The 23,024-nt window shown below is 70.6% G+C and carries 24 protein-coding genes; 6 read left to right on the forward strand and 18 right to left on the reverse strand.

All coding sequences use genetic code 11. The annotated features are described in order from the left end of the window. Nucleotides 1–147 precede the first annotated feature (147 nt). Nucleotides 148–582, forward strand: coding sequence for an ester cyclase (locus tag HHX30_RS04365; RefSeq protein WP_169979518.1), 435 nt, complete (start codon nucleotides 148–150; stop codon nucleotides 580–582). A gap of 347 nt (nucleotides 583–929) precedes the next feature. Continuing rightward, the gene (locus HHX30_RS04370) at nucleotides 930–1,409 is read left to right on the forward strand and encodes a hypothetical protein (protein ID WP_249349543.1); all 480 of its coding nucleotides are present in this window, start codon (nucleotides 930–932) and stop codon (nucleotides 1,407–1,409) included. Between the two features lie 87 nt (nucleotides 1,410–1,496). On the opposite strand, the gene HHX30_RS04375 is transcribed toward HHX30_RS04370, so the two are convergent. From HHX30_RS04375 to HHX30_RS04405, 7 genes are all read right to left on the reverse strand, one after another. Then, nucleotides 1,497–1,904: a VOC family protein gene (locus tag HHX30_RS04375; RefSeq protein WP_169979520.1), complete on the reverse strand. Its 408-nt coding sequence runs from the start codon at nucleotides 1,902–1,904 to the stop codon at nucleotides 1,497–1,499. A gap of 53 nt (nucleotides 1,905–1,957) precedes the next feature. Next, complete coding sequence (locus HHX30_RS04380) at nucleotides 1,958–2,641, reverse strand: DUF6461 domain-containing protein (protein WP_169979522.1); 684 nt, start codon at nucleotides 2,639–2,641, stop codon at nucleotides 1,958–1,960. Nucleotides 2,642–2,688: 47 nt separating this feature from the next. Further along, entirely contained in the window at nucleotides 2,689–3,054 is a 366-nt protein-coding gene (locus tag HHX30_RS04385) for a ClpX C4-type zinc finger protein (protein ID WP_169979524.1), read from the reverse strand. Between the two features lie 122 nt (nucleotides 3,055–3,176). Continuing rightward, on the reverse strand, nucleotides 3,177–3,461 hold the full coding sequence (locus HHX30_RS04390; protein WP_169979526.1) for a hypothetical protein: 285 nt from the start codon (nucleotides 3,459–3,461) through the stop codon (nucleotides 3,177–3,179). A 216-nt stretch (nucleotides 3,462–3,677) separates the two neighbouring features. Next, on the reverse strand, nucleotides 3,678–5,108 hold the full coding sequence (locus HHX30_RS04395) for an MFS transporter (protein ID WP_169979528.1): 1,431 nt from the start codon (nucleotides 5,106–5,108) through the stop codon (nucleotides 3,678–3,680). Nucleotides 5,109–5,185: 77 nt separating this feature from the next. Continuing rightward, a complete protein-coding gene (locus HHX30_RS04400; protein WP_169979530.1) occupies nucleotides 5,186–5,671 on the reverse strand; it encodes a MarR family winged helix-turn-helix transcriptional regulator in 486 nt (161 codons plus the stop codon). A 45-nt stretch (nucleotides 5,672–5,716) separates the two neighbouring features. Further along, nucleotides 5,717–6,583 carry a 4-hydroxy-tetrahydrodipicolinate synthase gene (locus HHX30_RS04405; RefSeq protein ID WP_169979532.1) on the reverse strand — a complete coding sequence of 289 codons (867 nt, stop codon included), beginning with the start codon at nucleotides 6,581–6,583 and terminating at the stop codon, nucleotides 5,717–5,719. A 104-nt stretch (nucleotides 6,584–6,687) separates the two neighbouring features. Here HHX30_RS04405 and HHX30_RS04410 point away from each other — a divergent pair, with 104 nt between their 5' ends. Further along, nucleotides 6,688–7,572, forward strand: coding sequence for a LysR family transcriptional regulator (locus HHX30_RS04410; protein WP_169979534.1), 885 nt, complete (start codon nucleotides 6,688–6,690; stop codon nucleotides 7,570–7,572). A gap of 3 nt (nucleotides 7,573–7,575) precedes the next feature. On the opposite strand, the gene HHX30_RS04415 is transcribed toward HHX30_RS04410, so the two are convergent. Both HHX30_RS04415 and HHX30_RS04420 read right to left on the reverse strand, forming a co-directional pair. Further along, complete coding sequence (locus tag HHX30_RS04415; protein ID WP_169979536.1) at nucleotides 7,576–8,598, reverse strand: hypothetical protein; 1,023 nt, start codon at nucleotides 8,596–8,598, stop codon at nucleotides 7,576–7,578. Between the two features lie 97 nt (nucleotides 8,599–8,695). Beyond that, entirely contained in the window at nucleotides 8,696–9,634 is a 939-nt protein-coding gene (locus tag HHX30_RS04420) for a DMT family transporter (protein ID WP_169979537.1), read from the reverse strand. Between HHX30_RS04420 and HHX30_RS04425 the strand changes: the two genes are divergently transcribed. Continuing rightward, nucleotides 9,633–11,048 carry a PLP-dependent aminotransferase family protein gene (locus HHX30_RS04425; protein WP_169979539.1) on the forward strand — a complete coding sequence of 472 codons (1,416 nt, stop codon included), beginning with the start codon at nucleotides 9,633–9,635 and terminating at the stop codon, nucleotides 11,046–11,048. The genes HHX30_RS04420 and HHX30_RS04425 overlap by 2 nt on opposite strands. 140 nt (nucleotides 11,049–11,188) lie before the next feature. On the opposite strand, the gene HHX30_RS42490 is transcribed toward HHX30_RS04425, so the two are convergent. Continuing rightward, complete coding sequence (locus tag HHX30_RS42490; protein ID WP_259401502.1) at nucleotides 11,189–11,311, reverse strand: hypothetical protein; 123 nt, start codon at nucleotides 11,309–11,311, stop codon at nucleotides 11,189–11,191. A 102-nt stretch (nucleotides 11,312–11,413) separates the two neighbouring features. On the opposite strand from HHX30_RS42490, the gene HHX30_RS04430 reads away from it, so the two are divergent. Both HHX30_RS04430 and HHX30_RS04435 read left to right on the forward strand, forming a co-directional pair. Then, a complete protein-coding gene (locus HHX30_RS04430) occupies nucleotides 11,414–11,959 on the forward strand; it encodes a CGNR zinc finger domain-containing protein (protein ID WP_169979541.1) in 546 nt (181 codons plus the stop codon). Between the two features lie 38 nt (nucleotides 11,960–11,997). Then, nucleotides 11,998–12,600 carry a GNAT family N-acetyltransferase gene (locus tag HHX30_RS04435; protein WP_169979543.1) on the forward strand — a complete coding sequence of 201 codons (603 nt, stop codon included), beginning with the start codon at nucleotides 11,998–12,000 and terminating at the stop codon, nucleotides 12,598–12,600. A gap of 570 nt (nucleotides 12,601–13,170) precedes the next feature. Here the strand turns inward: HHX30_RS04435 and HHX30_RS04440 are convergent. From HHX30_RS04440 to HHX30_RS04475, 8 genes are all read right to left on the reverse strand, one after another. Further along, entirely contained in the window at nucleotides 13,171–14,652 is a 1,482-nt protein-coding gene (locus HHX30_RS04440) for an aldehyde dehydrogenase (RefSeq protein ID WP_169979545.1), read from the reverse strand. Between the two features lie 127 nt (nucleotides 14,653–14,779). Further along, on the reverse strand, nucleotides 14,780–15,832 hold the full coding sequence (locus HHX30_RS04445) for a zinc-binding dehydrogenase (RefSeq protein WP_169979547.1): 1,053 nt from the start codon (nucleotides 15,830–15,832) through the stop codon (nucleotides 14,780–14,782). Nucleotides 15,833–16,195: 363 nt separating this feature from the next. Next, entirely contained in the window at nucleotides 16,196–16,858 is a 663-nt protein-coding gene (locus HHX30_RS04450; protein ID WP_169979549.1) for a class I SAM-dependent methyltransferase, read from the reverse strand. Nucleotides 16,859–17,023: 165 nt separating this feature from the next. After that, the gene (locus tag HHX30_RS04455; protein ID WP_169979550.1) at nucleotides 17,024–18,994 is read right to left on the reverse strand and encodes an FAD-dependent oxidoreductase; all 1,971 of its coding nucleotides are present in this window, start codon (nucleotides 18,992–18,994) and stop codon (nucleotides 17,024–17,026) included. Then, the gene (locus HHX30_RS04460; RefSeq protein WP_169979552.1) at nucleotides 18,991–19,563 is read right to left on the reverse strand and encodes a carboxymuconolactone decarboxylase family protein; all 573 of its coding nucleotides are present in this window, start codon (nucleotides 19,561–19,563) and stop codon (nucleotides 18,991–18,993) included. Before HHX30_RS04460 ends, HHX30_RS04455 begins: the two co-directional genes overlap by 4 nt. Before the next feature lie 18 nt (nucleotides 19,564–19,581). Next, nucleotides 19,582–20,565, reverse strand: coding sequence for a hypothetical protein (locus HHX30_RS04465; protein WP_211591468.1), 984 nt, complete (start codon nucleotides 20,563–20,565; stop codon nucleotides 19,582–19,584). A gap of 73 nt (nucleotides 20,566–20,638) precedes the next feature. Continuing rightward, entirely contained in the window at nucleotides 20,639–21,844 is a 1,206-nt protein-coding gene (locus HHX30_RS04470; protein ID WP_169979554.1) for an FAD-dependent monooxygenase, read from the reverse strand. A 43-nt stretch (nucleotides 21,845–21,887) separates the two neighbouring features. Beyond that, on the reverse strand, nucleotides 21,888–22,922 hold the full coding sequence (locus tag HHX30_RS04475) for a cupin domain-containing protein (protein WP_169979556.1): 1,035 nt from the start codon (nucleotides 22,920–22,922) through the stop codon (nucleotides 21,888–21,890). Between the last annotated feature and the right edge of the window lie 102 nt (nucleotides 22,923–23,024).

Genomic DNA, 23,024 nt, shown 5'->3' on the forward strand with positions numbered 1-23,024 from the left:
TCGCCTCGTGGTCGAGGACGGCAGCGGCCACCGGTGCGACCGCCGCGGCAAGCCAGCCGAACGCCCGGAACCGAAGCGCTTGTTAGATTTGAAGTAGGTCTCTGCGGTGCTGTCGTATATCGGAGCGCCAAGGAGGTGGCCAGGACGATGCCGAGCGCTCGAGAACTCAAAGACAGACTCTTCGCCGCGATCAACCGTCACGACCTTTATGACGTGCTGGACTGTTACGCGCCCAATGCCGTGTATGTGAGCCCCGCGGGCATCGCGGAGGGCCGTGAGCAGATCGCATGGAGCTACGAGGACCTCTGCAAGGTCTTCCCCGACATTCGCTACACGGCCTGGTACAAGGCCCCCTGCGAAGACCCCGCCTTCACCGAGTACACGATGACCGGCACCCACATGGGCCCGCTCCTGCTGCCAGGCGGCCGGGTGGCGGCCGCAACGGGTCGTCGTATAACTGTCCGGGGCAGTTGTGCCTGCGCGGTCGAGAACGGCAAGATCATCACCGATCGGGACTACTACGACCAACTGGAGCTCTACTCCCAGCTCGGCATCCGCCTCGAACCGCCACCGGACTCCTGACCGGCGCAGCCTGCTCGGCTACGACCTCCCGCCGGCCTCGCTCCGTTGATCTCCACTGCACCGGGCCGAGCCCGGGCCGAGGAGAGACACCGCGAGCGACCGCAGTCCGGCGGCGAGCCGCTCTGATTCCGGTGGACCCCTGGCTTATCTCGTCCCGCCGGCCACGATGGCGCGGCGGATCGTACGGCCAAGAAGAAGATCCGTGCGGCCCGGATACCGTTCAGGGTGCCCGGGGCCGACGAGTTGCCCGGGCGTCTGCCAGGCGTGCTCCAGGTCCTGTACTCGGTCTTCACGGAGGGGTACGCGGCCCGTGCGGGCCCTGATCTACGCGGCCGGATCTCGCCGAGGTGGCCATCCGGCTGGCGCGGATCCTGCGGCGGCTGTTGCCCGTCGCGCTGACCGGCGGTCCGCCCGGGCCGTACGGGGTGCAGGCCGCTATCGCCGCCTTGCACGACGAGGCAACTGATCTGGCGACCACCGACTGGCCGCAGATCGTGGCCCTTTACGAAGTAATGCTCGCGCTGGACCCGTCCCCCGTCATCGCCCTCAACCGGGCGGCGGCCGTGGCGATGCGCGACTGCCCGGAAGCGGCCCTGGCACTGCTCGACGAGCTGACCGACGAGGAGCGGCTGCGTGGGGCTACCCCCCTACCACGCCGCCCGGCGGACCTGCTGCAGCGACTCGGACGACTCGCCGAGGCCGCGGCGGCCTACCGCCGAGCCCTCGATCTGGCCGGCACCGAACCCGAACAGGCCCACCTGCGACGCAGGATCGGCGAAACCGAGTCCCCCGCCCCCAACGGACCGAACCGCGCGATGGACCCCTGACGCCCGGCCTCCCTGCGCGTCGCCGTCGAGCGGACCCGGCTCGCCTGCCGGCGCAACGCCGGTGGTTACCGAGGCGCGAGCTTCGCCTCAGGCGGCAAGCAACTGAGCCACGACGACGACGTTGCCGTACAGGTCGGCGAAGTGCAGGGAGCGGCTGTCGGGGTCCTCACGCTCGTCCCAGATCCGTACGCCGTGCTCGCGCAGCCGCTTGGCGACCACGTCGAGATCGGCGGTGTAGAGGACGAGCAGCGGCTGCCCGCCGGTCTGCCTGCCGACGAGCTCACGCTGCCGCTCGGAGGTGATCGGCATCAGCCACAGCCCCACCCCCTCCTGCCCGGGCAGCCCGATATGCAGAAAGCGATAGCCGCCCTCCACGTAGTCGTGCAGGACGGCGAAGCCGAGCACGTCGCGGTAGAAGGCCAGCGCCTCGTCGGCGTCGTCGACGAGCACCACCATGCGGCCGATCGCGGAGAAGAGAGCGTCATCCGTGGCCATGGGCCGCACCCTAGTTCGCGCCTCCGACATTCCAGCGGTCGGCCGGGACCCGATCACGCGCCGTGGACGTCCCCGAAAGGATCCACGATGGGCCCCACGAGCATCGGGCGGGCGAGCATGTCCTCCGTGAACGGGACCCCGGTGATCTTCGCCGCCAGGGCGAATCCCCTCGGCACGGCGGTGTCGTGGTTGTCCTCCCAGGCGGCGTCCCACGCGGCCTCGTCCTCCGGCCTGTCCAGTCCCATCCCCAGCTCGCGCATGTAGGCGTCGAGCCGGTCGGGGTCGGAGCCGTAGCGCTCGTACGGGTGCCGCGGCCGATACGCGGTGACGATCGTGCCGTCGATCGCGTATTCGAAGCCGTGGTCGGCGGCGTAGTCGTGACGGGTGACCGCCACCACCTCGCAGCCTCGCGACAGCCTGGGCAGCACCTCGTGGAGCGTGACCATCCAGCCGAAGGGCTCGATGGCCACGCACCACTCGCCGGCCTGGAAGACGCCCACATGGCCGCCGCCGTCTCCGCCGTCCGTGTCCTCGACGAACTCGTACACCTTGTCGTCGAGTTCGGCGAAGCCGGACTCCCGGCCGGAGTCCTCGCCACGGCTGAAGCGGCGCACGACCTCCGCCGGGTCGAGCCCGCGGAAGAAGGCCACGCTGAAGATCACGCCCAACGGGCCGCCGCCCTCGCTCTCGGGCACGTTGAGCCATTGGAACGGGGTCAAGGGATCCGTCGTCGTCATGCGAGCCAGGGTGGCAGGTCGTACCGACAGATCCACCTGAGCGAGCGTCACTCCTCGCCGGAGAACCGCTCCCAGGCGGACTGCCGGGTCATGCCGAGCGCCGCGCCGATCCTGGCCCAGGTGGCGCCCCGGTCACGCGCCCGGTGGACCCAGACCCGCAGGTTGTCCTCGACCTGCGCGCTCACCGCGGCGATGCGCGGCAGGAACTCCAGGATCTGCTCGACCGTCATGCTCTCGGTGTAGGAGATGTCCGGCGTCTCGAGGGGCTGAGCCGCCAGGATCTCGGCGCAGAGCCCGACGCACTCGTTGCAGATGTGGACGCCGGCACCGGCGATCATCTTGGCCACGGCGGTCTTCGGCTTGGAGCAGAACGAGCAGCGGATGTCCTGTTCCGCCAGAGAAGGAGCCGGCATGTCACCTCCAAGGGATGTCTTGTCAGGCTGTTCCTGACGATCGGCACCGAGCCTAGGCCGTCAGGAGTAGCCTGACAATAGATCATCTGGAAAGCGATGTTTCCCGCGCCCTCGTCCCCGGGTCAGCTCTTGGGGCCGAAGGCGTGCGGGACCTCTCCCTTGCGTCCGCAGCGCGGGCAGGGGCGGTATCGCCCGGACCACCAGGTGGCCTTGAGCGTGCCGCTACCCTTGCACTTGCGGCATTTGGACAGGTAGTTGCGGACGTAGTCGGAGACGAGCCAGATGCCGAAGAAGGCTGCGACGAGAACGAGAACGGTCTGCGAATCCACCATGGCTCCGTAGTTCGGGGGATGACCGGCGACGAACACGCCGCCGTACGGAAGCCGGTCGCGCGGGGGCGCGGTCACCGTCACTCACCGGCCGGGCGACGCGGTGCGGGAGGCGGTCACGGGTTCTCACCCGCGCCGGCGAGGGAACTCGCATCGCCGCCTCCGTCAGCACTGGTCACACGGGAGAGGACGCCGCACGGCCTCGGGCCGGTGACAACCTGGCCCTGTTTCATTGGAATCACAGGCCGTTGGAGTCACAGGCCGTTGGAGTCACAGGCCTCCGGGTCGCGGCCCTCAGACCCGCTCGGGCTGGAGCGCCGCCGCCTGCTCCACGTCCGCCCGGGGCCGCCGCAGGACGACGAGCGCGACCGCGAAGGCGGAGATCAGCAGGGCGAGGGAGACGGTGAAGGCCAGCCGGTAGCCGCCGGTCAGCGCGACCGCCTCGCTCGCCCCGCCCGCCAGCAGCCCCTCCGTACGGGTGGCGGCGAGCGTGGACAGCAGCGCGACACCGGCGGCCATTCCGGCCTGCTGGGTCGTGTTGAACACCCCCGAGACCAGGCCCGCGTCGTCGGAGCGGGCGGCGGACATGCCGAGCGTGGTCAGCGCCGGAAGCACCAGTCCCCCGCCCATGATGAGCACCATCACGGGGAGCAGATCGGTCAGGTAGCGGGCGTCGACCGGGACGCGGGTGAGCCAGGCCATCGCGCCGATCAGGAGCACCAGTCCGCCCAGCAGTACGGCACGCGCGCCGAACCGGGTGCTGAGCCGCGGGGACACGAACAGCGACACCCCCGCGATGGACAGCGCCGCCGGGAGCATGGCCAGGCCGGTGCCGAGCGCGTCGTACCGGAGCACCTGCTGCATGAACAGCGCGACGACGACCTGGAAGGCGAACATCGCACCCAGCGTCAGGATCTGCACGAGGTTGGCCCCCGCGACGGCCCGCGAGCGGAGGATCCGCAGCGGCATGAGAGGCGTCCGGGCCGTCGCCTGCCGGACGACGAACACGGCCAGCAGCGCGAGCGATACCGCGCCGAACCACAGGGAGCGCGGGCCGAACCGCTCGATCTGGACCACGCTGTAGATGCCCAGCATGAGACCGGCCGTGACGAGCAGGGCGCCCAGACCGTCCGCGCCCGCCGACAGGCCGAGCCCTCGATCGGCCGGCAGCGCCCGGACCGCCAGCGCGATCGTGACGACGCCGATCGGCACGTTGATCAGGAAGATGTAGTTCCAGCCCATCGTGTCGGTGAGGACCCCGCCGAGCACCTGGCCCAGCGACGCCCCGGCGGCGCCGGTGAAGCTGAACACGCCGATGGCCTTGGCCCGCTCCCCCGCGTCCGTGAAGGTCGTCACCAGGATGCCGAGCACGACCGCCGAGGCCATGGCGCTGCCGACGCCCTGGAGGAACCGGGCGCCGATCAGCATCCCCGGCCCGGTGGCGGCTCCGGCCAGCAGGGACGCGGCGGCGAAGACGGCGTTGCCCGCGAGGAACATGATCCGGCGGCCGATCAGGTCGCCCAGACGACCGGCCAGCAGGAGCAGGCCGCCGTACGCGATGAGATAGGCGTTGACGGTCCAGCTCAGCTCGGCGGGCGCGAAGCCGAGATCCCGCTGGATGGCGGGCATGGCCACGGTCACGATGCTGCCGTCGAGGACCGTCATCAGCATCGTGGCGGACAGCACACCCAGCACGAGCCGGCGGGATCGGGATATGCGCGACATGGGGTCGCCTCCTGTTCATGAGGAACAGGACCGACCGTAGCAGATAGTTTTGTTATAGACGATCCTTTACGGACCAATCAGCCGCGCTGGCGTGCTCGCCGGATCGGCCGCGGCGCCTCGACCGGAGCGGCCAGATGCCCCGTGACCAGTCGGTTCAGCGCGCGGACGAGCACCTCCGCCTCCTCGTCGGGCAGCGACCCGAGCGCGGCCCGGTGGACCCCGTCGACGATCTCCTGGCTCCGCTCCGCCATCTCCGCGCCCTTCTCGGTGACCGCGACGATCCGGGCTCGCCGGTCCGTGCTGGACGGGCGCCGCTCGGCGAGGCCGGCCTCCTCCAGGGCGTCGAGGGTGACCACCATCGTGGTCTTGTCCATGTCGCCGAGCTCGGCGAGCTGGATCTGCGTGCGCTCCTCCTCCAGCGCGTGGACGAGCACGCAGTGCATGCGCGCCGTCAGACCGATCTCGGCGAGGGCGGCCGCCATCCGCGTACGCAGCACGTGACTGGTGTGATCGAGCAGGAAGGACAGGTCGGGCTCGTTACGCGACGGTGCCATGGCGGTCATAAGCTCAGGCTACCAATTCGTCCGATTGCGGATTATCTCCAAAGGTCACTGTGTCCGCAGGGCCGCCTCGACCGACGCCGGACTCGCCGGGACGAGCGGGAGCCGTACGGCGGCGGTGGGAATCCTGCCCTGGGCGTGCAGGACGCCCTTCAGGACGGTCGGGTTGGGCTCGGCGAACATGGCCGCCGACATGAGCGACAGCCGGTGACCGAGAGAGCGGGCATGGTCGGCCTCTCCGGCGCGCCAGGCTCGGACGAGCTCCACGAAATCGGCGGTACGCAGGTGGGCGGAGGCGAGGATGCCGCCGGAGGCGCCCAGGGCGAGCAGCGCGGACAGGAACGGGTCGTCCCCGGCGAGCACCGCGAAGTCGGCCGGCGGGTCGGCGAGCAGAGCGACCGTGTCCATGTCGACGCCGCCGACCGCGTGCTTGACCCCGGCCACCATGGGCAGCTCGGCCAGCCGGCGCAGCGTGCCCGCGCCCACGGACTGCCCGGTTCGATAGGGGATGTTGTAGACGACCAGCGGCACCGGGGTCGTCTCGGCCAGCGCCGTGAAGTGGGCGAGCACGCCCGCCTCGGACGGGCGGACGAACGCCGGGACGGTCACCAGCGCCGCGTCCGCCTCCCCCTTGAGAGCGCGCAGCGCCTCGGCCGTGCTCCGCGTGTCGGCCGACCCCGCGCCGACCGTGAGCGTGGCGCCCCGTTCGCGGCAGACCCGGCCGCAGATCTCGATCACCGCACGCCGTTCCTCCTCGGCCAGCGTGACGACCTCCGCCGTGGTACCGAGCGCGACGAGCCCCGACGCGCCGTCGTCGAGCACGGCGTGCGCCAGGGCTTCGAGCGCGTCGACGGCGATCTCGCCGTCCTCGGCGAACGGAGTGATCAACGGGACGTGAACACCGGAAAGAGTCATGCCCACGATCCTTCCGGCGAGCAACCGTGTAGGTCCAGTTCGTGTTTCTGTCGAAACTGTTAAGCTGAACTGATGCTCGATGCGTCCCGAAGCCGTCTGCACTGATGCTCGATGTCCGCAGGCTCCGCCTGCTCCGTGAACTCGCCTACCGGGGCACGATCGCGGCGGTGGCCGAGGCGCTGACGTTCACCCCCTCGGCCGTCTCCCAGCAACTCGCCGCGCTGGAACGCGAAGCGGGGGTCGCCCTGCTGGAGCGCACCGGACGGCGGGTCGCGCTCACCCCCGCCGGGGTGGCGCTGGTGCGGCACGCGGAGGCCGTGCTCGAACGGCTGGAGCAGGCCGCGGCGGAACTCGCGGCGGCCAGGAGCGATCTGTCCGGGATCCTGCGGATCGGCGCCTTTCCCACGGCGACCCGCGCCATCCTCCCCGCGGCCCTGGCGGCGCTCGCGCGGACCCACCCGGGCCTGGACCCGATGGTGGACGAGGTCGATCCGGCCGAGGTCGCGCCCCGGCTGCGCGCCGGCGAGCTCGATGTCGCCCTGGTCCACGAGTACGACTTCGTGCCGGCCGAGCCCGACCTCGCCCTGGACGCCGTCCCCCTCCTCGACGAATTCATGTACCTGGCCACCCCGCACACCGTCGGCGGAGAGGGCGACCCGGCCACGCTCCTCGCCTGCCGCGACGCGCCCTGGATCGCCTCCACCCCCGGCACGCTGTGCCACGCGATGACCGTGCGCGCCTGCCAGGCGGCGGGGTTCTCCCCCCGCGTACGTCACCACATCGACGACTTCGCCACGGTGCTGGCGATGGTCGCCGTCGGGCAGGGCGTGGCGCTCGTGCCGGAGCTGGGAGCCGCCGACCCGCCCGGAGGCGTCACGCTGACCGCGCTGTCCATGCGCCGCCGCACCCGCGTCGCCTTCCGCCGGGGCGCCGGCGGCCATCCCGCCGTCGTCGCCCTGATCGCGGCCCTGCGTTCCGCCGTCCGATAGGAGTCAGAACACCGGGATGATGTCCTCCGGGTCGATCACGTCGACCTCCACGCCGTCGATGTCGAGCTCGGGGATCGCGGGGAACTCGATGCCCCACCGCTCGACAATCGCGCGTACCCGGGCCATCGCCAGCCGCCAGTTGTCGGCCTGCTCCTCGTACGACAGCACGCCGAGGCCGCCCTCCCGCGCGTGGTCCATGAGCACCCGGTGGTTGTGCAGGAAGTACGGCGGAAGCTCCCAGAAGCCCTCGGGCGGCTCCCACAGGATCATCGACAGGAACACGAACCCGGCGCGCAACTGACGCGTGATCAGGCCGCGCACGTCGTCGGTGAGCCCCGGCCACTCGTTCTCCAGGATCGTCATGCAGATCTGGAGGTGGCGCGACTCGTCCCGGCCGATCTTGTGGAACATGTCCGAGAACAGGGGGTGCTCGGTGCCGGAGGCCATCCCCCGGAACAGCGTCGAGGCCGCCATCTCCCCCATCATGAAGCTCGTGAACAGCACGGCGAGCGAATACTTGCCCACGGCCGCGTTGTAGCCGTTCCAGTAGCGCCCGCCGTTGTGGTAGAGCCAGCCGATGTTGTTGTGCGCCGCCCGCTCCAGGTCGCCGGAAGGCTGCCAGTCGAGCGGGCCGCCGGGCCACAGCCGTGCGATCGTCCGCTGGCAGCACTCCTCGTGGTTCATCTCGTCGCGGGTGATCGAGAAGAAGCACTTGCGTACGGGATCCTCCTCGTGCTTCTCGAACGCGTGGATCGTGGCGCGGGCGAAGACGGCGGGGCCGGATGCGTCGAAGTTGGCCAGCACGGAGAACCAGTACATGATCCCCAGCCGCTGCTCGGCCGTGAACTCCCCGGGATCGAGCAGGTTCCACGGCAGGTCGGCGGGGTTCCAGACCATGCGCTTGGACTTCTCGTAGATCGCCGCGAGCTTCTCGGTCTCCACCCGCCACTCCATCGGGTAGATGTTGGGCTGCGGGATCTCGGGAGCCGGCCAGAAACCGCCCTCAGGAACCACGACGTCCGACATCCGTCTCACCCTCCCGCGACTGTGACCCACATCACCATGTAACAGCGTCAGCCTCATCCTGCGCCGTGCCGTCACACCAATCAAGTGCCCACACCGCTCAGGCGCCCACACCTCGCCGTCCGCGGCTGCCCTGCGTGACCGCGACGCACACGAGCACGGCGACGGCCGCCACGATCGTCGCGGCGCCGATCTCCTCGTCCAGCAGCAGCCAGGCCCACACCAGCGTCAGCAGCGGCTGCGCGAGCTGGATCTGCCCGGCGCGCGCGATCCCGCCCATCGCGAGCCCGGCGTACCACGGGATGAACCCGAGGAACATCGACACCAGCGCGACGTACGCGAACCCGGCGAGCGACACGGCCGAGGGCTCCACAGGGGTGGTGACGGCCAGCACCACCGTCACGGGCACGGTGAGCGGGGCCGCCAGCACCAGGGCGTACGAGATGACCCGCCAGCCGGGCGTCTCCCGGGCCAGGCGCCCGCCCTCGGTGTAGCCGACGGCGGCCGACAGCAGGGCGAGCACGAGGAGCACGTCCGCCCCGGCGAAACGGCCGGTCCCCCGGGTCAGCGTGAACACGGTGATCGACAGCGCGCCCGCCGCGCAGGCGGCCCAGAACAGGGGCCGCGGCCGCTCCCCCGCCCGCAGCACCGCGAACGCGGCGGTGGCGGCCGGGAGCAGGCCGATGACGACGGCGGAGTGGGCCGTGCTCGCGCCGCCGTCGAGGGCCAGGCCGCTGAACAGCGGGAAGCCGACGACCACGCCCAGCACGATCATCGCGTACGACCGCAGGTGGGCGCGGGGCGGCAGGAGCGGCGCACCGGCGGCCTTGAGGCAGATCACGGCGGCCAGCGCCGCGATCGCCGCGCGCCCGATCGCGACGAGGTACGGATCGAACCCCCGCATCGCGAACACGGTCGCGGGAAACGACCCCGAGAACGACAGCACGCCCACGCCGGCCAGGAGACTGCCCCGCCACGCGGAACGGCGAGGGGAGTCCGCTATCGGGAGGACGTCGGTAGCGCTATTGTCAATTTTCATGAACGACGATAGCAGTATCGCCCGTCTCGCCGCGATCCTCCGGGAGGAGACGGAGCGGTCGCGGCCGGGCGAGCGGCTGCCGTCCAGCAGGGAGATCATGCGCCGCCACGGCGTGGGCCCGGTGACGGTCTCGCGGGCGATCGCGCAGCTCTCGGCGGAGGGGCGGGTCGTCACCCGGCCCGGCGCGGGGGTGTTCGTGGTCCCGGCCCGGCGGCCGGTCACGGAGGCGCCCGACCTGTCGTGGCAGACCGTGGCCCTGGGCGACCGGGTGGTGGACGACTCGGCGACGGCGAGCCTGCTGGCCCAGCCCGCCGACGGCGTCGTCCCGCTCACCGGCGGCTATCTCAACCCCGAGCTGCGCCCGGTCAGGGCGCTGGCAGCGGCGGCCGCGCGAGCCGTACGCCGGCCGCAGGCGTGGAGCATGCCCCCGTTGAACGGCCTGCCGGAGCTGCGCCGCTGGTTCGCCGCCGAGGTCGGCGGCGCGGTGACGCAGAACGACGTGCTCGTCGTGAGCGGCGGCCAGTCGGCGCTCACCCTCGCGTTCCGCGCACTGGCGGCCCCCGGCTCGCCGATCCTCGTCGAGACCCCCACCTACCCGGGAGCGCTCGCGGCGGCCAAGGCCGCCGGACTGCGGGCGAGCGCGGTGCCGCTCGACCAGGACGGCGTACGGCCCGACCTGCTGGCGGAGGCGTTCGCGATGACGGGGGCGCGGGTGTTCTACTGCCAGCCGACGCTGCACAATCCCACCGGGGCGACCCTGACCCGGGAGCGCAGGGAACAGGTGCTGGCCGTGGCCCGGGCCGCGGGGGCGTTCGTGATCGAGGACGACTACGCGCGATATCTGGCGACCGGCCCGGTCCCGCCGCCCATGGTGAGCGTGGACGCTCACGGCACCGTGGTCCACGTCCTGTCGCTGAGCAAGATCACCTCACCGAGCCTGCGGGTGGCGGGCCTGATCGCGCGGGGCCCGGCCGCGCACCGGCTGCGGGCCGGTCAGGTGGTCGAGTCGTTCTTCGTCGCCCGGCCCCTGCAGGAGACGGCCGTCGAGTTCGTCGGCTCACCCGCCTGGCCGCGCCACCTCGGCACAGTCCGCCAGGAGATCGGCGTACGGCAGGCCGCGCTGCTGGCCGGGCTCGCCCGTCACGCGCCCGCCGCCGAGGTGCATCTGGTGCCCTCCGGCGGCCTGCACGTCTGGGTACGGCTCCCGCCCGGCACCGACGAGGCGAAGGTGGTCGAGGCGGCACAGGCACAGGGCGTGCTGGTGAGCCCGGGGCGCATCTACTACCCCTCCGAGCCCCCGGGCCCACGGCTTCGGCTGACCCACACGGCCGCGGCGGGCCTGCCCGAGCTCGACGAGGGCGTCCGCCGCCTCGGCCCGGTTCTGACGTCCCATGCGGCCCGGCCTCTCGGTTAGTCACAGGAGCCCCAGGAGACAACCTTTGCCCCACCTGAACCGTCTTATCTGTGTCATCCCCCTTGACAGAGGAGAGGCCGTGCACCGCCGCTCTCGTACCTCGGCTCGGATCCCCGTTTCCGAGGGAGGCATCCGATTCGTCAGTGGCGCTCGCGGCCGGATCGGGGCTCTTCTCCGTGCTCTCCACGGCGGGTGGCCCGTGACAGACGCTCGCGGCGCTCGCTGTTCCGCAGCGCCAGATAGGCCAGGTAGCTGAAGCGCATGGGCTCCTCCTCGGAATGGCAAACACCGGCAAAACGCTTACGAAGGTGTTGTTATTCCGCGACCTCCGACTGTCGTACAGTGGTCACGAGGGGTGATCGATCATGACGGGCCCGGCGGAGCTGCTCCGCGACTTCGTGAACACCTACGACGTCGAGGGAGACGCCGACGAACTGGCCTCGCCGGCCGAGCTGTCCGTCTGGCTGCGCGAGCGGGGGCTGATCGGCGACGACGACCGCGCCGCCGACGAGGATCTCGCCGTGGCGACCCAGCTGCGTGAAGGGCTGCGGGCCGCGCTGCGCGGCAACCACGACGGGGGTTCGTACGAGGTGCCGGACGGGCTGGACGCGGCGCTGGCGGGGCTGCCGGTGCGGGTGACGCTCTCGGCGGGCACGCCGGCCCTGGAGCCGGCGGCGCCCGGAGTGGCGGGCGGACTCGCGCGCCTCGCGGCGCTGATCCCGGCCGCCCACGCCGACGGCACCTGGCCGCGGCTGAAGGTGTGCGCCGAGAGCACCTGTCAATGGGCGTTCATCGACTCCTCGAAAAACCGGTCTCGCTCCTGGTGCTCCATGCGCGTCTGCGGAAACCGCACAAAAACCCGGGCATATCGGGCACGACGCCAGGCGGAAGGTACGCCGAGGCCCTCCTGACCAGTACGGTGTTACAGGCTAAGAAAGGAGCCCGCCGAATGGGTGTTAGAGCTGCCCGCCTCGAGGACGTCGACGCGGTGACCAGCACCCAGATCCGGGCGTGGAAGGCTGTCTATCGCGACTTCCTGCCACCGATCCCGCTGGAGCAGATGACCGGGCCGGCGGCGGAGAAGATGTGGCGCCGCCAGTGGGAGGAGGCGATCCTCTCCCCGCCCTCGCCGCGTCACCGCCTGCTCGTCGCCGTCGAGCGGGTGGTGCCCGACACCGACGCGTTCACCGCGCTCGGGCCCGGCGGCATCCTGGCGACCGCGGCGCAGCGTGCCTCCGACCGGGTCGTGGGGCTGGCGTCGCACGGACCCGCCGAAGATCCGGATCTCCATCCCGCCACGACGGCCGAGCTGATGACGTTGCTCGTCGATCCCAACCACATCAGGCGCGGACACGGCAGCAGACTGCTCAACGCCACGGTGGACCACCTGCGCGAGGACGGCTACAGCACGGTGGTCACCTGGGTCTTCGCCGACAACCACCCGATGCTGGGCTTCCTCGAGTCGGCCGGATGGGGCGAGGACGAGGCCGAGCGCGTCCTCGACATGGGCCGCCCGATCAGGATGATCCGCCTCACCACCGACATCCGCTGACACGGCGCCCGTCCCCGCCTCCGGCCCTTCACGGCTTCGGCTGAACACGTCGAAGCCACACCGATCCGTCGCCTTACGTTCCCGTATACAGGGCGCCGACCAGACCGACGATGCCGCGCTTGCCGGAGATCTCGGTATCGCGGCCTGGAAAAGAAAGAGGAGGACAGAAACGGCGGCACATGCTGTTGTGGAAATCCGCTGTCCGCGCTGGGTGCGCATGCTGGGTAGCGGATGGACGCACAGCCGACGCCTTCTCGGTCGCTGAGACCGGGCGTCGAAGTGGCGTCATGCGCGTCCGGTGACCGCGGCTTGCCGGTGCGACGTTGCCCAGACTGGATCCACGGGCCGGAACATGACTGAAGTGCCCCGGAAACAGCGAGAGGCGCCCTCCGAACCGGGCTGATGGAAGTTCTTCAGGCCTCCGGCAGCCCGCCCGGTAGGACGCCTCTGACGTGCGTTTGTTCCCCGGCAAGAGCCAGAGCCGCCGGCAGGACCAGACCTCTGGTGAGAGCTAGACGCGCGAGCGCGTCGACGTCCTGCCCGGCCGCACGGCCGGCACGCGGGAGGTGCTCACGTCTTGATCACGAACGGGTCGCCGGTCGAGCCCGAGTAGTCGATCATGACGTTCTTCACCGTGAGGTAGTCGTCGAGCGCCTCCTCCCCTCGCTCCCGCCCGAAGCCGCTGTCCTTGACACCGCCCGACGGCGCCTGGACGCCGGCCGCCCGATAGCAGTTGACCCAGACGGTCCCGACATCGAGGGCGCGGGTGCACCGGATGGCCCGGTCGACGTCGCGGGTCCATACCGCCGCCGCCAGGCCGTACCGGGAATTGTTGGCGATCGCGATCGCCTCGTCCTCGTCGTCGAAGGGCAGGACGGCCAGCACCGGGCCGAACACCTCCTCCTGGGCCAGCGGCATGTCGGGCGTGACGTCCGTGAAGATGGTGGGCTGCACGAAGAAACCCTGCTCCAGACCGGGACCCGAGGCCCGGCGACCACCGGTGACGAGCCTGGCCCCGGACTGCTCGGCGCCCTCGATCATCGTGAGGATCTTGCTCAGCTGCGGCTCGTTCGCGACGCAGCCCATCTCCGTGGCCGCATCCGCGGGATCCCCGAGGACGATCCGCTCGGCCCGCGTCCGCAGTTCCTCGACCACCTGGTCGTGAATGCTCCGGTGCACCAGCAGCCTGGACCCGGCGACGCAGCTCTGGCCACCGGCCGCGAAGATCCCGGCGACGGCGCCGACCAGGGCACGAGGAAGGTCGGCGTCCTGGAAGACGATGTTCGCCGACTTGCCGCCGAGCTCCAGGGTCACCGGGACGAGGTTGCGGCCGGCCGCGGCGGCGATCTCCCGGCCCACTTCCGGGCTCCCCGTGAAGCTCACCCGTCCGATACGCCGCCCGTCGACGAGCGCCTTGCCGACGCGGCTGTCCCCCGTCACCATGTTCACCACACCTGGTGGGAAGCCGGCCTCCTCGACCAGCCGGCACAGCTCCGCGGTCGTCGCCGACGCGTGCTCCGACGGCTTGATCACCACGCAGTTGCCCGCCGCCAGCGCCGGCGCGAGCTTGTTCGACAGCAGTGACAACGGGGAGTTCCAGGCAGTCACGAGCGCGGCCACACCGATCGGCTCGCGATGGGTGTAGTCGAGGACGTCCGGCCGGTCCAGAGGAATGGAGGAGCCCCACACCTTGTCGGCGTAGCCGGCGTAGAAGCGCAACTGCCGGGCGGCACCGAGCACCTGGGCCCGGGTCTCCCGGATGACCTTGCCGTTGTCGGTGGTCTCCAGCAGGGCAAGCCGGTCGACGTCGCGCTCGACGAGAGAGGCGAGCTCGTGCAGCAGGGTGGCCCGCCGCAGGCCGCTGGTCCTGCGCCACGTGCCCGCGAAAGCCGCATGGGCGGCCTCGACCGCGTCGGCGACGTCCGCCGGGCTGGCCTGCGCGTGCGTGGCCCATGCCTGCCGGGTGTACGGGTTGACGGCCTCGAAGCTCTCCCCCTCCGACCCGGGACGCCACTTCCCGTCGATGAAAAGCCCATAGTTCTCGACTGACATACCTGCTCTCTCTTCTTTCATCCCGGCCATGTGACCGGGCCACACGAGGCACCACCGGGGGCTGGTCGCCATCCGGCACGCGTCGCCCCGATCGTGCCGAGGCCGGCGCGGAGCCGGTAGTTCTCCATCAGCCGAACAGGAAGACCCCCTTTCCGTCGGTCTGCCGCGCGAACAGCTGGTATGCCTCCTCGGCCTGGTCGAGCCGCCACCGGTGGCTGAACAGTTCGTCGACCGGGATGCCGTGATCGACGACGAACTGCGCGCACTCGGCCTGCCCGACGTTCGAGAAGGTCCACGAGCCCATGATCGTGAGCTGCCGGGAGGTGATCGTGCTGACGTTCTCGACCTGCAGCGCCGTGACCCCGGCGACCAGGACGACCGCGCCCCACGGGCGGACCGCCGCGATGGCCTCGGCCCGTGCCGACACGGCGCCGGAGGTCTCCAGAGCGTAGTCCGCCCCGCGCCCCTTCGTGTGCTGCAGGATCGCCTCCACGGAGCTCTCCACCGCCGGATTGACGATCACGTCCGCGCCGAGTTCCCCGGCACGCCGAAGCCGCTCCTCACTGATGTCGAGGGCGATGACGCGGGCGCCCATCGCGGCGGCGAGCTGCGTCGCGGCGAGACCGACCGGGCCCTGGCCGTAGATCGCCACCGTGTCCCTCCCGGACGGCCGCACCCGCATCAGCGCGCCGTAGGAGGTGCCCATGCCGCAGGAGATCGCCGAGCCCGCCTCGAAGCTCAGCTCTTCGGGCAGCGGCACGAGGGTACGGGCGGGGACAGTCATGTACGGGGCGTGGGCACCGTGCGCGCTGATGCCGTAGACCGCCGGGACCTCCCGGGAGCACATCTGCGCCCAGCCCGCCCGGCAGTGCTCGCAGACGCTGCAGCCCCAGTAGTGGTGGACCATGACCCGGTCGCCGACCCTGGCCTCGTTCGCCGTCACCCCGGACCCCACGGCCGCCACCACCCCGCACGGCTCATGCCCCGCGATGATCGGCTCGGTCGGCGGCGGGAGCTTGGGGTGGCGCTTGCTGCCCGGCGCCGCCCGGTAGAGGTTGAGATCGCTCCCGCACATTCCCGACGCCTTGATCTCAACGACGACCTCGCCCGGTCCGGGCGTGGGGTCGGGCAGGTCGACGAAACCGATCACACTGTTTCCGGGGAACACCACTCCGCGCATGCGTCTCCTCCAGTCACGCCGTCTGCGTCATGTTCACGAACCCCCGCGAGATCCCCTGCACGACCCCCTTCGAGCCCCGTGCGAGCCTCGCCGGATGTCGCGTGGACGAGCCCGGCGAGGGGTGCGGGGTGAAGGGGTCCAGGGGGTGAAGGGGCGAGTGGCGAGGCAGGCGTCGATGCGACAGACCTCGCCGTCGATCTTGGGGAAGCCCACCACGCCGCCGCGTGGGAGGACACGAACACGTTCATCGGTCCGACCGCGGGCACCCGGCGGGAAAGGCATCGACTCCTGCTACCCGGCGTGGACCGCACAGCTTTCCTCCAGTCATACGGTTAAGCGTATGACCAGTAGACAGTAACAGGTTCACCTGCGCACGGCAACGAAGTGGACGACCGCGCCCGAACGGTCGAAGCGGTCGAGTCGCAGGCCGGCCTCCTGAAACCATCCCCGCACGTCGGACGCCGTTCCCACGGCTCCGAACACCCCGAACCGGCGCAGCAGGGCGATCATCCGATCGAAGCGCGGCCCGGCCTTCCTGACGATGCAGCACCCCACCAGTCGGCCGCCGGGGGCGAGACAGCGAGCCAGTTCCGCCACCGCGACGCCGGGATCGGGGAGGCAGTGCAGGCCGTTGTAGGACAGGCACCCCCCGAACGCACCATCGGCGAAGGGCAGCGCCCGCACATCGGCGCGGGCGAATCGCGCCGCGGATCCCGGCCCGGCGCGCCGCCGGGCGCGGCTGACCATGGCCGGTGAGATGTCGACGCCGACGTATCCGGGCCCACCGGCGGCGCGCAGCCCGGCGAGCGCGACACCGCTTCCGCACGGTGCGTCCAGGATCAGCACGTCCGACGGCAACCGCGCGAGCTCGCCGATGCCGCGCCGCAGCAGCCGCGTGTCGGTCCCCCACAGCACCCGGCCGGCGACTCGAAAGATCCACTCCCGCTCGGCACCGCCGGCGTACACCGCGCCGACGAACCTCCCCCACGCCCGTCGCGCTCGCCAGGTCCGCACCGGATCGGTCATCCCGCCCCCTCCAACCACACGTCCGCCGATCGTGCGTCCCACCGACCGCCACGCGGACGACACGCGGACGACACGGCGGCATCGGCCGGGCCGGCGGGACGGCCCGGCGTCAGGCGTGGGCCCGCCCGCGTCCTCGTCGCCGGCCGCCGGCCGCCGGCCGCCGGGTCAAAGACGCAGTGCGATCCGGGCCCCGTCCAGCGTGGCGTGCACGATCCTGCGAGGCGCGAGGGCGTCACCGATCCGGTAGAACTCCCCTTCGATGTCGGGGAAGTCCGTCACCTCCTGGGCGGCGGCGAAGACCACCGAGTCGGCGGGGACGAGGTCGGTTCGCCTGGAGAAGGTGTTGTAGACCTGCGGCTTCGGGCCCAGCGTGTCCAGCCTCGTGTTCGCCCTGATGTCCACGCCCTGCTCCAGGCAGCGCTGCGTCAGGAGATGGAGGATCGACGGCTCCGCACCCTGCCCCGGGACGAAGCACTCCGAGATCAGGGTCACCTTCTTGCCTGCCGCGGCGAGGAAGTCCGCCGCCGCCAGCGGTGCGACGTGGTCGTTCAGACCACCGACGACAAGCACGGACTCCCCCAGTTCGGACAGGTCCATGTCGAGGATGTCCAGGGCGCTGAAGGTCCTGATGCCTCCGGCTCCCGGGAGATCCGGGATGGCCGGCATGGCGCCCGTCGCGGCCACCACCGCGTCCGGCGCCAGGGCGGCGATCAGCTCCGGTGTCGCCTCGACCCCGGTGCGGACGTCCACGCCCGCCTGGCGGACCTCCTTCTCCAGCCCGTCGATGAGGGAACGCATCTCCGCACGGCCCGGGTCCAGGCACAGCCGGCGCAGCTTACCGCCGAGCTGGTCCTGCTTCTCCAGGAGTGTGACGCGGTGCCCCCGCTCGGCCGCCGTACGCGCGCACATCAGGCCCGCGGGCCCGGCTCCGACGATCACCACGTGCTTGCCCGCCGGCGGCGCGGGGACGGCCAGCTCGTCCTCTCGCCCGGCCCAGGGGTTCACCGGGCAGGCCGACACCCGGTCGGGATAGTGGCACTCGTTGACGCCGATGCACTTGCGGATACGCCCGGCGTCGCCGCGCTCGGCCTTGCGGAGGAAGTCCGGGTCGGCGATCAGCGCCCGAGTCGTCCCGACCATGTCCGCCAGACCCTCGTTGAGCACCCGCTCCATCAGGGCCGGGTCGTTCATCCGGCCGGTCAGGATGACGGGCACCGAGACCGCGGACTTGACCCGTGCGGCCGAGTCGGCGTTGAACCCGGGCTCGAGGTACGCGGAGGCGACGTAGGGCAGCACGACCCCGTCGTCGAGCGCGCCGATCGTACCCGCCGTGACGTTGACGTACGCCAGGTGCTGCTCGACCGCGCGGACGATCTCCACGACGTCGCCGGTGGACAGTCCCTCAGGGTTCGCCTGCCGGCCGCTGATCCGCATGCCGATCGGGAAGTCCGGACCACAGGTCTCGCGGATAGCGGCGATGATCTCGTCGAGGAAACGGCGCCGGTTCTCCGGGGAGCCGCCGTACTCGTCGGTCCGCTGATTCGTGACCGGGGAGAGGAACTGCTCGACGAGGTAGCCATGGGTGGCGTGCACCTCGACACCGTCGAAGCCGCCGCGCTGGACCCGCGAGGCCGCCCGGGCGAAGAGCCGCACCACCTGCTTCACCTCGTCCGTCGTCAGGGTGTGCGGCTGCGTGCGGACATGCGGATCCTGTTTGCCGCTCGGGGAGACCATGGCCTGGAACGTCTCCGGCAGGCGGATCGAGCCGCGGTTCGCCACCTGCCCGAACACGACGGCGCCGGAGTCGTGGACGATCTTGGCTCGCGCCTCGATCTTCGGCAGCAGCAAGCGGTCGTAGAAAGCCTCGCCCTCCGGGGTCTCGGGGTCGGGACCGGCGTCGATGTCATCGATCGCGACGTGGTCCTGCCATCCGGTCGTCACGAAGTACGGCGTCGAGATGGCCTCGGACAGAACGGGGATGCCGACCAGTCCGACGCCGCCGCGCACGCGCGTCTCGAGGTACTTGAGGTAGCGCCGCTCGCTCATCTTCGGGTTGTGCGTCGTCAGCATGAGACGGTTGCGAACCGTCATCCCGGCGATCGAGATCGGGCTGGAGAGGGTCTCGAACGGGCTCATGGCTTGCTCACTTCCTGGGGGTCGGGCCGGGTGTCCTTGTCGTCGCGTCTGGTGATGGGGGCCCTGGTTCCGTTGAGGAGCATGGCGATCATCGTGTAGAAGCCGACGGTGGAGATGAGCTCGACCATTCCCCGGTCACCGAGGACACGCGACGCGCGCTCGTACACGTCGTCCGGGATGTCCCGGTCCCGGTGCAGGCACACGGCGACGTCGTGGACCGCCCGCTCCGCCGCGTCCTGAGACGCGAAAGCGCCGTCACGCACGCCCGCGACGGCCTCCTCGGACAGGCCGGCCTTGCGGGCCAGCGGCTCGTGGGCGAGCCATTCGTTCTCGCAGCGCCACTCCACGGCGGTGACGAGGATCGCCAGTTCCCGGAGCCGCGGCTCGAGAACCGAACCGAAGCGGACGTAGTTACCGAAGTCGAGTGCCGCCTGAGCGAGCCTGGGGCTGCGGGACCAGATCGCCGTCGGCCCGGTGGGGTTGTGCGGGCCGCTGGTGACAACGTCGTAAACGGCACGTTCGTCGGCCGTGAAGGACCGCGGATCAGGCTCGGCAAGCCGGGAGGTCACGAGTGCATCACTCCGTAATCAGACGACGAATTCGTCGTGGGTCTCGGGGGCGAAGATCTCCTCAGGGCTGACAAGCCGCTGCGTGAGGCCCTGGGCCCGCATGTAGCCGAGGAAGGTGGTGAGGCAGGCCCGGTTCTCCTCGATGCCGTACGGCCAGTGATCCGCTCCCATGAGCTCGCGGACGTGCTCCGCCTGCCGGTACCCCCAGGGTAGGAGATTGGACAGCGCCACGACCTCGGCGAGGGACTCGGCGGCCAGAGCCTTCGCCTCGGAGAAGGCGTTCATCAGGGAGCGGGCCAGCCAGCGGTTGCGCTCGTACACGTCGGAGCGGATGACGACGGTGTGCATGATCGGGAAGATGCCGGTCTGACGGAAGTAGTCGGACTCGACGTCCATCGGCTCGCTCCACAGCCGGCGGATGTTGCTGTCCGGGCCGCCGAAGCCCCGGGGCGTCCGAGCGGTGTAGAGCGCGTCGATCTGGCCGCGCTCCAACATGTCCGACAACGTGGTGCCGGTGGGAATCGGCGCGATGTCGACGCCCGGGACGTCGATCGTGAGCTTCTCGATCCGGCCGGGTTCGAGCAGTCCGCCGGTTCGGTACCTCACCGAGTCGACGGGCAGCCCATGGTGCTCCTGGAGGATGCCGCGAATCCACACCGCCGCGGTCATCTGGTACTCCGGGATGCCCACCGTCTTACCCGCCAGTTGCGACGGGTCGGTGTAGTCGCTGTCACCGCGGACGTAGACGCCGTGGTGCCGGAAGGTTCTGGAGGGGAAGACGGGGATCGCCACGAACGGCCGCCCGCGCAGAACGCTCAGGGTGTACGAGGACAGCGACATCTCCGCCACGTCGAACTCCCCGTGCCGGGCCATCCGGAAGAAGATCTCCTCGGCGCTCAGGGGCAGATAGTTCAGGTCGACGCCTTGCACCCTGACCCGGCCGTCGGCGAGTGCCGCGGTGCGGTCGTAGGGCCCGCACGCCAATGTGATTCGTTCAACCACTTGTTGTCCTCGTTGTCCTTCTCCAGTTCCTTCCGGCGCGGCGTCACGCGCCGTCATCCCGGAAGGACGGGCATCAGTACAGGTTCAGGCTTCTCGGCGGGACGGGGGGCGGGACGCTGCCGTCACCGTAGAGCCACTCCACGAGCTCGTAGTCGTCGCTCGACAGGATCTTCAGAAGATAGTTCCGGACCAGTGCCTCGATGCCCCCGAAGTGGGTGAACTCCCCGAAGAAGCGCGTGTTCATCTGGACGGCGCTGGCGCGCGGGAACCGGACCTCCTCGTAGCGCGCCAGTGCCGCCGGGATGTCGTCCGGCCGCGCGCTGAGGGCTTCGGCGAGAGCGAGAGCGTCCTCGACCGCCTGCCCGGCACCCTGCGCGAGGTACTGCCGCATGGCATGAGCCGCGTCACCCAGGAGCGCGACTCGTCCCTGCGCCCACCCCGCCAGGGGCGCCCGGTCGAACTGCACCCACTTCTTCTCCAGGTCCAGCGTCGGCAGCGCCGCCCGCACGTGGTCGCAGGCCACGCTGAACCGGTCGAACAGCTCCTCCGGCGTGCCCCACTCGTCGCTTCCGGGCTTCCCCTTCGTGCTGCGGAAGGACAGGACGCGGTTGACCATGGCACCCCCCTGGATGGGGTACTGCATCAGGTGCATCTGGTCGCCGGTGTACAGCATCACGGCGTCCTCGATGCCCTCCGGCCGGGGACCGGGCCCGCGGTAGATGACGTACTCGGACATCAGCGGCTCCGAGTCGTCGAGGACGAGCCTGCGCACGATGGAGCGCACCCCGTCCGCCCCGACGAGCACGTCCCCCTGGTACGTCGAGCCGTCCGCGCAGGTGACCCGGACGCCGGTGCTGTCCTGAGCCAGGTCGACGACCTCCTTGCCCGGCAGGGCCTCCACGCGCCCGGTCGCCCTCGCGCCCTCCATGAGCGCGGTGAGCAGGTCGTGACGGTGCATGACCGTGTACGGCGCCCCGTAGCGGCTGGCCAGAACCTCGCCGAGCTTGGCGTGATAGAGCTCGGCACCCGTATAGACGTCCATGATGGCGAACTTCGTCGGCAGCACCGCCGTCTTGAGCACGGCGTCGAGTACGCCGAGGCGCTCAAGGGCCCGGTTGGCGTTGGGACCGAACTGAAGCCCGGCGCCGATCTCCGTGAACTCGGGGGCTCGTTCGAGGACCTGCACCTCCATCCCCCGCAGGGCCAGCGCCAGCGCCGTCGTGAACCCCCCGATGCCGCCACCGACCACGACGACCCGAGGAAGGGCTCGCTGTGCCAAATTCAACTGTCTAGTCCTATCTGCTCTCAACTCGTCCGATCCCTCAGCGCACCTGCTCCCGGTAGAGCCCGAACGGCTCCAGGAGCGGTCGGTCGCTCATCGAGAACAGCGTCACGTCCTCGGTACCGGTGGCGTGGTGCTCGTACCAGGTCCAGGACGGCACCACGAAGAAGTCCTTGTGCTTCCAGTCCATGCGCTCACCGTTGACGACGGTGTAACCCTCGCCCTGGGTGACGCAGAAGACGGTGCTGGACGTGTGCCGGCGCGCCTGGCTCGCGCGGCCCGGAGGGAGCAACTGCATGGCGCAGGCCATCGTGGGCAGCACGGGGCCGCCGGTGAGCGGATGGACGAAGTCGATGGACACGCCGTGCTCCGGGTCACCCTTCACCTCGCGCAGCCGCCGCAGGCTCGCCAGTGTGGAGCCGTACGGATACTTGGTCAGCGGGGAGTGCCTGGTGACGGCGGGCTCGTCCGAGGGGACCACGCCGGAGCCGAAGCGCGACACGCTGGCGTTGTCCGGAACGAGCTTGGGCTGCAGCTGCTTGCCCTCGAAGTCCTCGTAGAACTGGGCGTTCATGCCGCGGACGAACGGGACGTCGAGGCCGTCGAGCCAGACCATCGTCTCGTCTCCGTCGTTGCGGTGGTCATGCCAGGTCCACCCGGGGGTGAGCACAAGGTCGCCCGGCTCCATGAAGACGGCCTCGCCTTCCACCACCGTGTACCCCCGCCCCGACAACATGAGGCGGATCGCGGCAGGGGTGTGCCGGTGCGCCGGGGCGCTCTCACCGGGGAGCACCATCTGGTAGCCGGCCACCATGCTCTGCGTCGTCCCCCAAAGGCGGCCGGGGTTCACGGCGTTGAGCGCCCGCCGGTCGGACTCGCCTCCGAGGTCGAGGGCGCAGGCCTCCTTGAGCAAACCGATGAGCTCGTCGTAGCGCCAGACATGCGGCGACTCCGCCGGCGCGGGCTCCGGCGCGTCCGTCTCCGGGACCCGCCACAGTGCCACGAGGTGCGCCTCGCGAACGCGCTCGTAGTAGGACTCGGCCAAAGCCCCGCGCTTCTCAGTCGATGTCGCCATCGCGTCCTCACTTCCGGCGTCGATGTAGTAGCGCGTGTTCCCGCGCTCGTGGTGCCGGCTGTCCGCCCGGCTGTGCCGAGGGAGCGGACTCTGGGGACCGGC

This window comes from Microbispora sp. H10836 (assembly GCF_012999525.1).
Taxonomy (GTDB): Bacteria; Actinomycetota; Actinomycetes; order Streptosporangiales; family Streptosporangiaceae; genus Microbispora.

Excerpts from the sequence above, each read along its gene's own strand:
- HHX30_RS04365 (WP_169979518.1), top strand. The coding sequence starts at position 148 with ATGCCGAGCGCTCGAGAACTCAAAGACAGACTCTTCGCCGCGATCAAC.
- HHX30_RS04375 (WP_169979520.1), bottom strand. The coding sequence starts at position 1,904 with ATGGCCACGGATGACGCTCTCTTCTCCGCGATCGGCCGCATGGTGGTG.
- HHX30_RS04380 (WP_169979522.1), bottom strand. The coding sequence starts at position 2,641 with ATGACGACGACGGATCCCTTGACCCCGTTCCAATGGCTCAACGTGCCC.
- HHX30_RS04385 (WP_169979524.1), bottom strand. The coding sequence starts at position 3,054 with ATGCCGGCTCCTTCTCTGGCGGAACAGGACATCCGCTGCTCGTTCTGC.
- HHX30_RS04395 (WP_169979528.1), bottom strand. The coding sequence starts at position 5,108 with ATGTCGCGCATATCCCGATCCCGCCGGCTCGTGCTGGGTGTGCTGTCC.
- HHX30_RS04400 (WP_169979530.1), bottom strand. The coding sequence starts at position 5,671 with ATGACCGCCATGGCACCGTCGCGTAACGAGCCCGACCTGTCCTTCCTG.
- HHX30_RS04405 (WP_169979532.1), bottom strand. The coding sequence starts at position 6,583 with ATGACTCTTTCCGGTGTTCACGTCCCGTTGATCACTCCGTTCGCCGAG.
- HHX30_RS04410 (WP_169979534.1), top strand. The coding sequence starts at position 6,688 with ATGCTCGATGTCCGCAGGCTCCGCCTGCTCCGTGAACTCGCCTACCGG.
- HHX30_RS04415 (WP_169979536.1), bottom strand. The coding sequence starts at position 8,598 with ATGTCGGACGTCGTGGTTCCTGAGGGCGGTTTCTGGCCGGCTCCCGAG.
- HHX30_RS04425 (WP_169979539.1), top strand. The coding sequence starts at position 9,633 with ATGAACGACGATAGCAGTATCGCCCGTCTCGCCGCGATCCTCCGGGAG.
- HHX30_RS04420 (WP_169979537.1), bottom strand. The coding sequence starts at position 9,634 with ATGAAAATTGACAATAGCGCTACCGACGTCCTCCCGATAGCGGACTCC.
- HHX30_RS42490 (WP_259401502.1), bottom strand. The coding sequence starts at position 11,311 with ATGCGCTTCAGCTACCTGGCCTATCTGGCGCTGCGGAACAGCGAGCGC.
- HHX30_RS04430 (WP_169979541.1), top strand. The coding sequence starts at position 11,414 with ATGACGGGCCCGGCGGAGCTGCTCCGCGACTTCGTGAACACCTACGAC.
- HHX30_RS04435 (WP_169979543.1), top strand. The coding sequence starts at position 11,998 with ATGGGTGTTAGAGCTGCCCGCCTCGAGGACGTCGACGCGGTGACCAGC.
- HHX30_RS04440 (WP_169979545.1), bottom strand. The coding sequence starts at position 14,652 with ATGTCAGTCGAGAACTATGGGCTTTTCATCGACGGGAAGTGGCGTCCC.
- HHX30_RS04445 (WP_169979547.1), bottom strand. The coding sequence starts at position 15,832 with ATGCGCGGAGTGGTGTTCCCCGGAAACAGTGTGATCGGTTTCGTCGAC.
- HHX30_RS04450 (WP_169979549.1), bottom strand. The coding sequence starts at position 16,858 with ATGACCGATCCGGTGCGGACCTGGCGAGCGCGACGGGCGTGGGGGAGG.
- HHX30_RS04455 (WP_169979550.1), bottom strand. The coding sequence starts at position 18,994 with ATGAGCCCGTTCGAGACCCTCTCCAGCCCGATCTCGATCGCCGGGATG.
- HHX30_RS04475 (WP_169979556.1), bottom strand. The coding sequence starts at position 22,922 with ATGGCGACATCGACTGAGAAGCGCGGGGCTTTGGCCGAGTCCTACTAC.